The 13,686-nt window shown below is 65.6% G+C and carries 12 protein-coding genes; 4 read left to right on the forward strand and 8 right to left on the reverse strand.

The window, feature by feature from the left end; translation table 11 throughout:
• Nucleotides 1–144: 144 nt before the first annotated feature.
• The 5 genes from Q2K57_RS05260 to Q2K57_RS05280 all read right to left on the reverse strand — a co-directional run bounded on the left by Q2K57_RS05260 (nt 145) and on the right by Q2K57_RS05280 (nt 6,856).
• Nucleotides 145–702, reverse strand: coding sequence for a hypothetical protein (locus Q2K57_RS05260; protein ID WP_304526257.1), 558 nt, complete (start codon nt 700–702; stop codon nt 145–147).
• A 3-nt stretch (nt 703–705) separates the two neighbouring features.
• Nucleotides 706–2,226, reverse strand: a complete 1,521-nt coding sequence (locus Q2K57_RS05265) for a HAMP domain-containing sensor histidine kinase (protein ID WP_304526258.1) — start codon at nt 2,224–2,226, stop codon at nt 706–708.
• Nucleotides 2,227–3,283: 1,057 nt separating this feature from the next.
• Entirely contained in the window at nt 3,284–4,597 is a 1,314-nt protein-coding gene (gene argA, locus Q2K57_RS05270; protein WP_304526259.1) for an amino-acid N-acetyltransferase, read from the reverse strand.
• Between the two features lie 190 nt (nt 4,598–4,787).
• Nucleotides 4,788–6,053 (reverse strand): inorganic phosphate transporter, encoded by a 1,266-nt coding sequence (locus Q2K57_RS05275; protein ID WP_112053818.1) that lies wholly within the window; start codon nt 6,051–6,053, stop codon nt 4,788–4,790.
• Between the two features lie 122 nt (nt 6,054–6,175).
• Nucleotides 6,176–6,856: a TIGR00153 family protein gene (locus Q2K57_RS05280; protein WP_112053819.1), complete on the reverse strand. Its 681-nt coding sequence runs from the start codon at nt 6,854–6,856 to the stop codon at nt 6,176–6,178.
• 103 nt (nt 6,857–6,959) lie between these two features.
• Between Q2K57_RS05280 and Q2K57_RS05285 the strand changes: the two genes are divergently transcribed.
• Together Q2K57_RS05285 and Q2K57_RS05290 are read left to right on the forward strand one after the other, a co-directional pair.
• Entirely contained in the window at nt 6,960–7,838 is an 879-nt protein-coding gene (locus Q2K57_RS05285) for a CYTH domain-containing protein (protein ID WP_304526260.1), read from the forward strand.
• A gap of 99 nt (nt 7,839–7,937) precedes the next feature.
• A complete protein-coding gene (locus tag Q2K57_RS05290) occupies nt 7,938–8,900 on the forward strand; it encodes an ion transporter (protein ID WP_304526261.1) in 963 nt (320 codons plus the stop codon).
• Nucleotides 8,901–8,954: 54 nt separating this feature from the next.
• Here Q2K57_RS05290 and Q2K57_RS05295 read toward each other — a convergent pair whose 3' ends face one another.
• Together Q2K57_RS05295 and Q2K57_RS05300 are read right to left on the reverse strand one after the other, a co-directional pair.
• Nucleotides 8,955–9,578, reverse strand: a complete 624-nt coding sequence (locus Q2K57_RS05295; protein ID WP_112053822.1) for an L-threonylcarbamoyladenylate synthase — start codon at nt 9,576–9,578, stop codon at nt 8,955–8,957.
• Nucleotides 9,579–9,620: 42 nt separating this feature from the next.
• Nucleotides 9,621–10,460 carry a PHP domain-containing protein gene (locus Q2K57_RS05300; RefSeq protein ID WP_258395977.1) on the reverse strand — a complete coding sequence of 280 codons (840 nt, stop codon included), beginning with the start codon at nt 10,458–10,460 and terminating at the stop codon, nt 9,621–9,623.
• Between the two features lie 213 nt (nt 10,461–10,673).
• On the opposite strand from Q2K57_RS05300, the gene Q2K57_RS05305 reads away from it, so the two are divergent.
• Nucleotides 10,674–10,973, forward strand: coding sequence for a YciI family protein (locus tag Q2K57_RS05305; protein ID WP_092523101.1), 300 nt, complete (start codon nt 10,674–10,676; stop codon nt 10,971–10,973).
• Nucleotides 10,974–11,275: 302 nt separating this feature from the next.
• A complete protein-coding gene (gene mnmC, locus Q2K57_RS05310) occupies nt 11,276–13,333 on the forward strand; it encodes a bifunctional tRNA (5-methylaminomethyl-2-thiouridine)(34)-methyltransferase MnmD/FAD-dependent 5-carboxymethylaminomethyl-2-thiouridine(34) oxidoreductase MnmC (RefSeq protein ID WP_304526262.1) in 2,058 nt (685 codons plus the stop codon).
• 142 nt (nt 13,334–13,475) lie between these two features.
• Here the strand turns inward: mnmC and Q2K57_RS05315 are convergent, their stop codons facing one another.
• Nucleotides 13,476–13,670, reverse strand: coding sequence for a hypothetical protein (locus Q2K57_RS05315; protein WP_112053825.1), 195 nt, complete (start codon nt 13,668–13,670; stop codon nt 13,476–13,478).
• Nucleotides 13,671–13,686: the final 16 nt, after the last annotated feature.

Below are 13,686 nucleotides of genomic sequence, written 5' to 3' on the forward strand. Positions count from 1 at the left end.
AGCAGGCTGGCGTCGTCGTCGACCAGCAGGATATGGGCGATGGGTTTGCTGCCCTTGAGGGCGCCGGTCAGTTGCGCGGCGTCTTTCACGGTGATCTCCCTTCTATTCAGACGAAGCCTGGCCAGGCGCCCGGCGCATCACGCCTCAGGGGGCCTGCTGTCGCAGGTTTATGCTTTGCTCGATATCGCTCAGGGCCTCGAGCTTGTCGGCCATCTCGTCCAGCTGCTCGGCCTGAGCGGTGTTCTCGTCGGCCAGTACCTGATTCGCCTGGCGCTGCTCGGCCAGCTTTCCGGTCATGGCGCGGCGCCCTTCGAGCTCGTTGAGCCAGTAACGCAGCAGCGGCTGCAGCTCGGTCGGCGCCTTGGCCAGGTCGGCCTTGTAGAGTTCTGAGGCCTGATTCCATTCGCTCTCGCTGCCCCAGGAAAGCACCACGGCGCGGACCAGGCGCTCACGGGTATCGTGGCTGTCGAGGCGCGCCAGCTGGCGGTCACGCCAGGCACGATCGCCGCGCTGGGAGGCGAGCCCGAAGGCCACCCAGGCCTCGGTCTGGCAGGCGTTGACGGTCAGGCTAGGCCACTCGTCCTGGCAGTCGGCGGGCAGTTCCGTCAGCGTCGGTGGCGTGGAGGACGTCTGCGCCGGCAGCCACTGGCATCCTGCCAGCAGCGAAACGGCGACCAGCCCCGTCAGGGTGCGGTACAGCATGGGTTATGAGTTCCTTGCGTCTGCGTCTGCCGCCCGGTGCTGCGATGACGGCATCATTATCGTATTCGTGTCCTGCTGATTCGCGCCCTGCGCATTGCAGGCCTGCCAGGGCAAGGTCAGGCGGAAGCACACCGCCAGGCGAGCATCGTCGACCAGTTCCAGGTGCCCCTGCTGGGCCTTGGCACAGTCGGCGGCCACCGACAGGCCGATCCCTGAGCCCTTGAGCGGCCCCTTGCGCCGGGCACGCCCCTGGTAGAAGGGATCGAAGAGCCGCTCGCGGTCCTCGGCGCCAATCTCATCGCCGCTGTTGGCGACTTCCAGCAGTAGCAGGTCGCCGCGCTGCTGGGCACGCAGTTCAAGCAGTCCGCCATCTTCGCCATAGGCAATGGCATTGGACAAAAGGTTATCGAGAATGCGCCCGGTGGCGGTGCGGTCGGCCTGCCAGGCCAGCGGCCGGTCGCGCCACTTAAGCTGCATGCCCTTGGCATCCAGAGCCAGCTGGTGCTTGGCCAGCAATTCCTTGATCAGCGTGGTGACATCGAAATGATCGACGCTGACCTCGGCATGGTGCTGAAGCAAATTGTAGTCGAGCAGCTGTTCGATGAGACGCTGAAGTTCCTCGCCGCTGGCCTCGATCAGTTCGAGGATCTCGTGCTGGCGCGAGGTCAGCTCGCCGGCCACCCCATCGGAAAGCAGCGCCGTGCCTTCCCTGACGCTTGCCAGCGGCGTCTTGAGTTCGTGGGACATGTGGCGCAGGAACTGGCGCTTCTGGGCCTCCAGCTCCCCCAGCCGTGCCGACAGCCAATCGAGCCGCTTGTCGAGCTGCACCAGCTCCGCCGGTCCCTGAAGCCCCTTCGAGGGCGCAGGCTGACCGGCGCTACCGAGGCTCAGAATGCGCCGTTCGAGCTGGCGAATCGGGCGAATGATCAGCCAAGTGAACAGCAACATCAGCACCAGGCTCGCTGAGACCAGCGCCGTGGTCTGCACCCACAGGCGGGTCTGCACACCGCCGGCCTGTTCGCGAATACGTTCGATGCGCGCGTCGATGTGCCGGTTGGTAGCCTGGCGCACGGCCTCGGTGCGCTGGGCGAAGGGCACGAACTCGTCGAGCCGGGATTGGATATCGGCCACCGGGGCATCGAGCAGGGCCTTGAGGCTATCGATGCGTTTGGCCAGCGCCTGAGCGTCAGGGTTATCGGGCATCAATAACCGCTGCCTGGCCAGCATCGCCTCGAATTCGTCGGCTCGCTGAGTATAGATCTCGCGCAAGCCGGGCTCCTCCAGCACCGCATATTGGCGGGCGCTGCGCTCCATCTCCACGGCAAGCGACGACAGTGCCCGGGCGCGACGGGTTTCTTCGACCGCCTGCCGAGCGCTGTCATCAGCGAGCCGGGTCAGTTCGGAGAGCGCCTGGCCGGCCTGGAACATCAAGATGCCCAGCGGCAGCATCACCACCAGAAAGGCCAGCAGTACCAGTTGCAGCAGGGAACGTGGGCGCCAGCGGCGCGAGACCTGAGTGGTCATGACAAGGGTTCTTTGCAGAAGGAGTTGGGACGATGTCATGGGGCTTACCACTGCAGGATACCAGAGTTGCCGGGAACGACCGCGACCTTTCACGGCATACCGGACCTGACCGGACACATGGACCAGGTCGTGAGCATGGTCACGGCTTGGACACGCCGAGCCACGCCAAGGAATAGGCAAAAAAAGAGGGCCGGCAGAGCCGGCCCAATACGCAGGGAACTTCAGGTGAAACAATGTCGGGGGAGCAGACGCGTCTGGCCGGACTGGTCGACATTCTTTCTGGGCCTAAGCCCCGAAGTCACACGACGGGATCGACACTCACCAGAAGCTGGCCGTCATGTGTGGGGACGTATCCCCTCTTCGTTCAGGTTGCAGCGCCGCTTGCGCGTCGCCGCCGGATTCAGCCCCCGAGGGGGCGAGGCATCCTTGCCGAGAGCATCCTTGCCCGTAGCGGTACCGTTCCTTGCCTGTCGGCGGTACCCGTCTCATCGCTACATCAATCACACATCGCGTGGAGCAGACGCGGACCGACCCGATCGGGTGACATGCACAGGGTAGTAAATGCGCCCTGTCAGGCCGGCCAGGAAACGGTTCGAGCCGTGATGAACCGAATCCCTTGCTTGCTCACTGAATATATAGCGAGGAGCGTGCCAGAAACTTTTCAATCTCTTTATTTTCAACGGCTTAAAAAACACCAGCCTGTGCCAATCTGGCCAATGACGCTCACAGGGGGCGAAAAGGCGCCCGCGATCCATAGTTTTCGTCTCCAATTGGCGACGCTATATCGAAGAAAAAATAAAATTCTTTAAAAATCAGACAGTTACCATGTATTCTTTTGGCGACATTCGCCGCTCCCAGTGTCGCTGACGGCGACACTCACGCGGCGGAGGGCATACCACGGACTCATATCACGGGCTTATATCACGGGCTCACGCACAGGACTCATAGAACGGACACTCGTGACAGACTCACAACATGGCACTCAAGAGAGAAGCATGCGCAGCGTGGCAGGAAGGTAACGCGCAGGCGGCGGCCTAAAGCGGGACGCCGCCCGTGATCAGTTCAGGATCTTGAGCAGGATCTTCGACTTGCGGGCATGGTTGTAGGCATCGCGTTTGAGCGGCGGCAGATCGTCGATATCGGCGAGTCCGAAGCCCTTTTCGATGAACCAGTGGGCGGTATGCGTGGTCAGCGCGAACATCGCCGACAGCCCCCGGCGCCGGGCGCGACGTTCGGCATCAGCCAGCAGCCGCTCGCCGCGATTGCCGCCCCGGTAATCGCCATGCACCGCCACGCAGGCCAGCTCGCCCATGCGGGCGTCCGGATACTCATGCAGGGCAGCACAGCCGATGATCATGCCATCGCGCTCGATGACTAGGTAGTCCTCGATCTCGTGCTCGAGGCGCTCCCGGGAACGCGGCACCAGCATGCCGCGACGCTCCAGGGGTTCGAGCAGCTCGAGCAGGCCGCCGACGTCGCCTAGCTCGGCGTCGCGCAGCTGCTCGTAGCGATGCTGAGTAATCATGGTGCCCACGCCGTCGCGGGTGAACAGCTCGCCGAGCAGGGCGTCGTTGTCATGCCAGGACAAAAGATGAGTGCGCGCCACGCCATGGCGGGCCGCGGCACAGGCCGCCGCCAGGTGACGGGAAAGCTCGCTGCCGGGCGCCGCCTCGTGCATCAGCGGCTCGGCCTCGGCCGGGGTCAGCTGGCGCTGCAGGGCACCGCTTGCGTCATGCAGGCCCTCGGCTTCGCCGAGCAGCACCAGCTTGTCGGCACCCAGTGCCACCGCCGCCTGCTGAGCGACTTCGGCGGCGTCCAGATCGAACACCTCGCCAGTGCTCGAGAAGCCGAGCGGTGGCAACACCACCAGCGAGCCCTGATCGAGCAGCGCGTCGATCGCCTCGGCACGAACCCGTCTCACCTCGCCGCTACGGGCGAAGTCGAGGCCGTTGCGCACGCCGAGCGGCTTGGCCATTACCAGGTTGCCGGAGACCGCCGTCAGCTCGATGCCGTGCAGCGGCGTATTGGGCAGCCCCAGCGACAGCCGCGCCTCGAACCACAGCCGCTGCTCGGCGGCGATGCGCTCGACCCGCGCCATGATGGCGTCATCCGCCACCCAGCGGCCCTCCTCGCGCCGCGGCGTGATGCCCTCATCGACCAGCGCCGCATTGACCTGGGGGCGAATGCCGAACACCAGCACCAGCCGCACGCCCAGGGTATGCAGCAGCGCCAGGTCCTGAATCAGCGATTCGCTGTGACCCGCCGCCATCGCCTCGCCTTCGATCAGCACCACGAAGGTTCGTCCTCGGTGGGCGTTGATGTAGGGCGATGACTGACGAAACCAATCGACGAAGGGAAAGCGCGTATTCAAGGGCCGCACTCCGGCAGCTAGAGGGTGAAATCGGGCAGCATGCCCACCAGCCATGACTATAACAGAGGGCGAAAAAAGGCGGCACCGCCTCGCGGTGCCGCCATTCTCGAGATACGCCCGACAGCGTCGTGTGCAGGTAGCGAGCTCCGTACCTGACTAACTAAGTGCCTGGCTCAGTACCTGGCCCTGCTTAGCCGAACATGCCCTTGAACATGAAGAAGAACATGATCGCCAGGAAGGCGCCGGCCGGCAGGGTGATCAGCCATGACATGACGATGGTGCCGATCACACGCAGGTTGAGTGCCGCCATGCCGCGAGCCAAGCCCACACCAAGCACCGCGCCGACCAGGGTATGGGTGGTCGAGATCGGCAGGCCGGTACCCGACGCCAGCACCACGGTGGTGGCGGCCGCCAGGGTGGCGGCAAAGCCGCGGCTCGGCGTCAGCTCGGTGATGCCGGTGCCGACGGTGGCGATGACCTTGTGGCCATAGGTAACCAGGCCGACCACGATGCCGCCGCCGCCCAGCACCAGCACCCACCAGGGCACCATCGACGCGCCGCCGACGTCGCCGTGGCTATAGACCACGCTGATGACCGCGGCCAGCGGGCCGACGGCGTTGGCAACATCGTTGGAGCCGTGGGCGAAGGCCATGGCACAGGCGGTGAACAGCATCAGCACGGCGAACACCCGCTCGACGCCGCCGAAACCGAAGGCATCATCCGCCGAGCGGTTGCGGCTGACGCGACGCTCGAGCAAGCCGCCCAGCGCCATCACGGCGAGGCCGATCAGCACCGCGTAGGCAAGGCTGACGCCAAAGCTGAGATCGAGACCGACGTGCTTGAGACCCTTGGTCAGCGTCACCATGGCGACGATGAAGCCGACCAGGAACACGTACATCGGCACGTAGCGCTTGGCCGCGGCGAACGGGTCGCGGTTCTCGAAGATCAGATGCTGCACGGATTTGAACAACATGAAGGCGATCGAGCCCGACATCAGCGGCGAGACCACCCAGCTGGCGGCGATCTGGCCGACCTTGGCCCAGCCGACGGCATCCAGGCCGAGGCCAGCCATCGCGAAGCCGACGATGGCACCGACGATGGAATGGGTGGTCGACACCGGCCAGCCGCGCATCGAGGCCACCAGCAGCCAGGTCCCGGCCGCCAGCAAGGAGGCCAGCATGCCGTAGACCAGCAGTTGGGGATCACTCTCGAGCAGCGCCGGGTCGATGATGCCCTTGCGGATGGTTTCGGTGACCTGGCCGCCGGCGAGCCAGGCGCCTAGAAACTCGAAGATCACGGCGATGAAGATCGCCTGCTTGATGGTAATGGCCCGCGAGCCCACCGAGGTGCCCATGGCGTTGGCCACGTCGTTGGCCCCTACGCCCCAGGCCATGAAGAAGCCGAAGACACAGGCCAAAATAATGAAGATGTCGCCGTGTTGCGCAATGATCGACATAAGAGCTACATCCTTAGGGATGACTGAAAGTCCGCCGAGACACGCCTCGATGCGCCTGTCCTTGGCGAGTGCGTCAGAGGGCACTCACCGTGGTCGTGGGGCGGAGGGTTCGAGAGAGTGAATCAGCGGGCGGTCAGCACCTGCAGACGGCTGCCCACGCGCTCGGCACCGTCGGAGAGCTCGCCGACCCAGTCGATGATCTTGTAGAGGAAGATCACGTCGACCGGCGGCAGCTCGCTCTCGAGCTGAAACAGCTGGCGACGAATGGCCACCTGCTGGTCGTCGGCCTGGTGCTCGAGGGCGTGAAGCTCGCGGATCAGGTTCTGCATGACATCGGCGACGTTGCTGCCGAACCCGGACTCGAGCAGGTCCTTGAGCTCTCCGAGGGCCTTGCGGGCCTGGGACACGGCGGCCACCGAGGTGCGCAGGTAGTCGCGCATCGTCGGCGCCAGCGACTCGGGCACCTGCATCTGGCGGCCGAGCATGATGCCGGTGATGTCGCGGGCCTTGTTGGCGATCTTGTCCTGCACGCTGATCAGGTCCAACAGGTCCGAGCGAGAGACCGGCAGGAACATGGTATTGGGCAGGTTCAGGCGCAGCTCGGTCTTGAGCTCATCGGCCTCGTGCTCGATGCGGGTGATGGCGCCACGATGGCGTTCTGCCGCCTCCCAGTCACCGCTCAGGGTGGACTCGAAGAACGGCAGCAGCTCGTCGGCGCACTCGCTGACCTTGACGATATGCAAAAGCAGCGGCTGGAAGGGCGAGCGACCGAAGATCGCCGAAAACGGATTAGATGTCACCATGATAGGTAAGCGATTCGCGTTGGAAATGGCGCGGACATTATAGTGGTGGCACCGACCGACGTCATAAAGAATTCACCAATTTGTCATATAGGAAGCATCGGCCATGAGCCAGGAAATTGAACTCAAGCTCGCGCTACCGCCAGAAGGCCCCGAGCGACTGCGTCGCCATCCTCGCCTGGCGGCGCTCCCGGCCGAAGACCGCACGCTTGCCAACACCTACTACGACACCCCGGACGGCGCCCTGGAAGCCGCACGGGTGGCCCTGCGTATCCGCAATACCGGCAAGGGCCGGGTGCAGACCCTGAAGACCACCGGCAACGGCCAGGGCGGGCTCTCGGTACGTGGCGAATGGGAGTGGCCGATTGACGAGAACCGGCTGGACCTCGACGGGCTCAAGACGCTGGCGCCCATGCAGGCGCTAGGCGACGAGACACTCGCCGCTCTGGCACCGCGCTTCGCTACCGACTTCGCCCGCCGCACCTGGATCGTCGACGGCGAGCAGGGCCGCATCGAGGTGGCGCTGGATGATGGCGAGGTGCGCGCGGACGGACGCCGGGCGACGATTCGCGAACTGGAACTCGAACTCAAGGACGGTGACCCCGCGGCCCTGTGGGCGCTGGCCGAAGAGTTCGCCGCCTCGGTGCCGCTGCGCCCCGCTACGGCCAGCAAGGCCGCCCGCGGCGCGTCACTGGGCGAAGGCCGGTGGTCGCTCCCGGCAGCCGATGACGATCCGGCAGCGCTATACGAGCACACCATCCTGGCGCTGGATGCCCTGGCCGACAGTCAGGACAGCCATTTCAAGGACGAGGCCCGCCGGTCGCTGGACCGGCTGGTCGCCCTGGGCGATGATCGCCTGACGGGCCCGGCCGCCACCCTGCTCGCGGCTCTGAGCCATCAGGCACCGGAAGACGATGCCTGGCTCGATGTGGCCTTCGGCCAGGCGGCCCTGGCGCTGGCGCGCGCCCTCTATGCCCCAGCCTGATGACACATGGGCCTGACGGACGCGCGGACCTGAAGTCAACCGGCGCCCGGTGCGCTGCGTCCCCAGGACCGCTCTTATACTAAAGGATCGGGAGGTCCCTTGTTCCCTACTCTCAAACCGGCCGGTGAAGGGCTGCGCACCCGGATCTTTCAGGTCATCTTCGAATCGGATACCCGGCTGGCCAAGGGCTTCGATATCGTCCTGATCGGCCTGATCCTGGCTAGCGTCACGGTAGTGCTGCTCGACAGCGTGCCGGCCTATCACGCCGCCTATGGCCGGTTTTTCAAGGCACTGGAGTGGGGCTTCACCGGGCTTTTCACCCTGGAGCTGCTGGTTCGCCTGTACTGTCTGGAGCGGCCGGCCCGCTACCTGAGAAGCTTCTACGGCATCATCGATCTCATATCGATTCTGCCCACCTGGCTGGTGCTGTTGCTTCCCGGCGCGCATTCGCTGGTGGTGATCCGTCTGCTGCGGGTGTTGCGCATCTTCAGGGTGCTCAGGCTGATGCAGTTCGTCGGCGAGGGCCGGCTGTTGATCGAGGCGCTCAAGCGCAGCTCGCATCAGATCCTGCTGTTCCTGTTCACGGTGTTTATGCTGGTGACCATCTTCGGCTCACTGGTCTACATGATCGAGCCACCCGAGGCCGGCTTTACCAGCATTCCCAAATCCATCTACTGGGGCATCGTCACCCTGACCACGGTCGGCTATGGCGACATCACGCCCACCACCCCGCTGGGGCAGTTCATCTCGATGACGGTAATGCTGATGGGCTACTCGATCATCGCCATTCCCACCGGGGTGTTCTCGGCCGAAGTGATTCGCTCGATTCGCGCCGACCGTTACTCCGATGAAGCCTGCCCGGGCTGCGGCTACGACCGTCACGAAGAAAAAGCCAAGTATTGTATGAAATGCGGGACCTGGCTCGACGAAAACACCGAAGACCCACGCGAGGCCGAGCATCGCGAAGAAGCCGAGCGAGAAGAAGAGGAAGAGCGAGCGAAAGAGGAGGACGACGAACAGGACACAGAGAAGGCCCCGGATAAGGGCTCTGAGAAGGAATAAGGCTCGCGGGACAGCCGGGGCGACACCAGCGCTGGCGTCGCCCCGGCAAGCGGTTCAGACCTGGAAGGGTGCCAGATCGCCACGCCCTTCACGCAGGATCACCGGCGGCAGGTCGCGCAGGTCGATCACGCTGGTCGGCTCCAGGTGGCAGGCGCCACCGTCGATGACCAGGTCCAGGTGCGCTCCGAAGCGCTCGCGGATTTCCTCGGCATCGGTCATCGGCAGTTCCTCGCCGACCGGGATCAGGGTCACGCTCATCATCGGCTCGCCGAGCGCCTCGAGCAGCGCATGGGTGATGCGATGATCCGGCACCCGCACACCGATCGAGCGGCGTTTGGGATGCAGCAGCAACCGCGGCACCTCGCTGGTGGCGTTGAGGATGAAGGTGTAGGCCCCCGGCGTGTGAGTCTTCAGCAGCCGAAATACCGCATTGTCGACCTTGGCGTAGGTGCCGATCGTGGACAGGTCCGAGCACACCAGCGTGAAGTTGTGCTTGTCATCCAGCGAGCGCAGCCACTTGATCTTCTCGATGGCCTTCTTGTCGCCCAGGTGGCAACCCAGTGCATAGCCGGAGTCGGTGGGATAGGCCACCACGCCGCCCTTGCGGATGATCTCGGTCGCCTGGTCGATCAGGCGCTTCTGGGGATTTTCGGGGTGCAGCTGGAAGAATTGCGTCATGCTCGCTCCTGAGTTGCGTGATCCGTGATGATAAACCGCAGGTCAGGCCGCCTGATCAAGAATCGCCGCCAGACGAGGGTGCTGCCAGACAGGGCGCAGCGCGGTGCGCGGCACCGGGCTCATGCTGCCCGGGGCCACCGGCCCGCCGGGAAAGTGGAAGTCGCTGCCCAGCGAGCCATACAGGCCCCGCTCGTCGAGCTGGCGCGCCAGGTCGCGGGTCACATCGGCGTTCTGGAAGCCGCTGACCAGCTCGCAGGCCTCGCCGCCGGCGGCGGTGAAGGCATCCAGCAGCAGACCGCGCTTGCGCCGGGTCAGCCCGTAGCGCAGCGGATGCGCCAGCACCGCCACGCCGCCGGCATCATTGATCCACTCGACCACCTCGGACAGGTACGGCCAGCCGGCCTTGACGTCACCTCGCTTGCCGCTGCCCAGATACTTCTTGAAGGCCGTGCCCATGTCCTTGACCAGGCCATCGGCGACCATCGCGCGGGCGAAGTCCGGGCGCCCCAGCGGGCGATCGCTGCCGGCCTGAGCTCGCGCCTTGGCCAGGGCGTCGTGAAGCCCCAGCTTCTCCATGCGCCGGGCGATCTCTTCACCGCGGGTCACTCGCGCCTTAGCCTGCGCCTCGAGACCGGCGACCAGGCTGCCCTGTGCCCCCTGGGGCAGCAGGCCCACCACATGAATGTTCATGCCCTGCCATTGAGACGACAGCTCGAGCCCCGGCAGCAGCGTCATGCCCAGCGCATCGGCGGCCTCTTGCGCCTCGGCAACGCCATCCAGGGTGTCATGATCGGTGAGCGACAGCCTGGTGAGGCCGCGCTCGCGGCACAGCGACATCAGCGCGGCGGGCGAGAGAGCACCGTCGGACGCGGTAGAGTGCATGTGAAAGTCGATGCCCTGGGCATCGGCGAGAGAAGTATCCGCCTGGGTGGCGGGAGCAGCGGGTGTGGCAGGTGACACGTGAGTCTCGTTCATCGGCATGACGCCGGCAGGCGACTTTGTCAGAATAGGACTACCATGGTGCGCGCCGCGCCGGTTGCGGTCAATTTCAGGTGCGTCGGCGCCTTCCTGCCTCACCCATCGAAGGAAACTGCGATGCTCTACGCCATCATCAGTGAAGATGTGAAGAATAGCCTCGAATGGCGCATGGCCGCCCGTCCCGACCACCTGGCCCGCCTCGAGAAGCTGCGCGATGAAGGCCGCCTGGTGCTGGCCGGCCCGCATCCGGCCGTTGATGCCGAGACCCCGGGCGACGCCGGCTTCAGCGGCAGCCTGGTGGTCGCCGAATTCGAAGACCTGCCCACCGCCCAGGCCTGGGCCGACGCCGATCCCTACGTGATCGCCGGCGTCTATGCCAAGGTGACCGTTAAGCCTTTCAAGAAAGTGCTGCCCTGAGCGGCGCCTGAGACGGCCCGCCGCCGCCTTTTTCACAAGCGCTTTTCCACAGCCAGTTTTGCACAGTGGCTGTGGAAAAGTTTGTTGAAAGCCCGCGGACGCCTTGCCATAAGCCAGCCAAGACGCCCGGTTGGCGAAACTGGTCATTTTCTGATCAATTCTGCGCAGATCAACGCTGTCCAGGTCAATCCTGTTCGGGCCAACACCGTCCAGAGCGACGCTACCCTGACCGACCCCGTCTCGATCAGCCGTACCCCGATCAGCCGTACCTCTTTAACCCTGCCGATTTCCGGAGCCCTGCCTTGAGTGCCGCCGACGAACGCCCCGCGCCCCTGCCTGCCCTGGCCGCCCTTGAGGTCGCGCACCTCGATTGGCCTCGGGACGACAACGACAGCGAGGCGCCCCACTCCAGCGCTTTCGATGATGTCTACTTCTCGCGCCACGACGGCCGCGCCGAGACAGAGCACGTCTTCATCAACGCCAACCGCCTGCCCGAGCGTTTGGCGGCCTGGCAGGGGCCGCGGCCCTTCGTGATCGGCGAGACCGGCTTCGGTACCGGGCTCAACATGCTGTGTGCCTGGGCCGCCTTCGAACGCCACGCCCCGGCCACGGCGCGGCTGCATCTGGTGTCTACCGAGCGCTTCCCGATGACCCGGGACGATCTCGAGCGGGCGCTGACCGCCTGGCCAGAATTTCACGACAAGGCCGCCTGCCTCACGGCCCAATGGCCGGCGCCGGTGGCCGGGGTGCACCGGCTGCGCCTTAGTGAGCGGGTGATCCTGGATCTGCACTTCGGCGACAGCGCCGAGCGGCTTGGCCAGCTCGATGGCCGGGTCGATGCCTGGTTCCTGGATGGCTTTGCGCCGTCCAAGAACCCGGAGATGTGGCAGCCCGCGCTCTTTACCGCCATGGCCCGTGCCAGCCGGCCGGGCGCCACCTTTGCCACTTTCACCTGCGCCGGCGTGGTCAAGCGCGGCCTCAAGGCGGCGGGCTTCGCCTGGCGCAAGGTGCCAGGACACGGACGCAAGCGCGAGATGCTCGCCGGCGAAATTGAAACGCCACCCCACCATCACCCGCGACCCAGCACCCCCTGGTTCACGCCGCCCACAACGAAGCCCGCACGGCATGTCGCGGTGATCGGCGCCGGGCTCGCCGGCACCACGGTCGCCGAGGCCCTGGCGCGACGCGGCGTGGCGGTGACCCTGATCGAGCGCGAAGCCCCCGGCGCCGGCGGCTCGGGTAACCGCCAGGGCGCGCTCTACGTGAAGCTCGCCGCCGAGACCAATGCCCAGAGCCGCATGTATCTCTCTGGGCTCCTGTACAGCCGGCGCTGGCTGGCGACCCTGGACCCCGAGCACACCATCTGGGACGACTGCGGCGTGCTGCAGCTGGCGACCAGCGAGCGGGAAGCCAAGCGCCAGGCGCGCTTTCTGGCCAACCATGCGCTGCCAACGCAAGTCGTGACAGGCGTGGACGCCGAGGAAGCCAGCGCGCGATCCGGAGTGGCCATCGACTCGCCGGGGCTCGACTATGCGGGCGCCGGCTGGGTACGGCCGGATCTGTTGTGCGCCCGCCTTGCCGCCACACCGGGCATCACCCTGCACCGAGGCGAGGTCACCGAACTCATTCCAGGGGCTAATCCCGTGACACATGAAGGCGGCTGGACGCTGAGCTTCAAGGATGGCGAACCCCTCGTCGCCGATCAGGTGGTGGTGGCCACGGCGGCGCTGGCCAACCATTTCGCTCAAACCGCCGCGCTGCCGCTGCAGCCGATCCGCGGCCAGGTCAGTGCCGTCAGGCTGCCCCAGGGCGCTGAGGTACCCACGCTCTCGCGGGTGGTCTGCGCCGGGGGCTATGTGCCCCCGGCGACGGACGAAATTCTGAGCTTCGGCGCCACCTTCGCGCCCCATGACACCGACACGGCGCTGCGCGACACCGATCATGCGGCGAACCTTGCCGAGCTGGAGGCGAGCCTGCCGCACTTCACCGCCGCCCTCAGAAAGGCCGGCGTCGACCTGACGCCTGATCATCTTGAAGGCCGGGTGGCGATCCGCGCGGCGAGCCCCGACAAGACGCCCTACGCAGGCCCGGTGCCGGACGCCGCGCACTGGCGCGAGGCCTACTCGACGCTAGCCAAGGACGCCAGACGCATCCCCGACATGCCCGGCGCCCATCACCCGGGGCTGTGGATCAGCGCCGCGCATGGCTCCCGCGGGCTTGCCAGCGCCCCGCTGTGCGCCGAGGTGATCGCCTCACGAATCTGTGATGAGCCGCTGCCAGTAGAGCGCACCCTGGCCGACCACCTGCATCCGGGTCGGCGGCTGATCAGCGAGCTGATCAAGGGACAAACGAACGGTTGATGGATCAGACAGGGCCCTTCAGCCTCATTCAACCCCATGCAGGCGCGTCAGCAGCGTGATCAAAACCGGAAGTCCCTGGCCCGAAACGCCGACGCCCCGGCAATAGCCAGGGCGTCGGAGAACAGGGTGAACGAGGTATCGTTCAGTACTGGTCGTCGCGATGCTCATCGTAACGGGCATCGATGATCGCCGTACCCGCCGCGGCGATCAGCACGATCATCACCGTGCCCAGCACCCAGGCGAAGTACCAGGCGCCGCGCTCGCCCAGCACGATAGTCAGGGCGATCGCCACCACGGCGACGAGCAGCCAGAAGAGAAAGATCAGGACATGTTTCATGGTGCGCGCTCCGCAA

The sequence above is a fragment of the Halomonas sp. I5-271120 genome (assembly GCF_030553075.1).
Taxonomy (GTDB): domain Bacteria; phylum Pseudomonadota; class Gammaproteobacteria; order Pseudomonadales; family Halomonadaceae; genus Onishia; species Onishia taeanensis_A.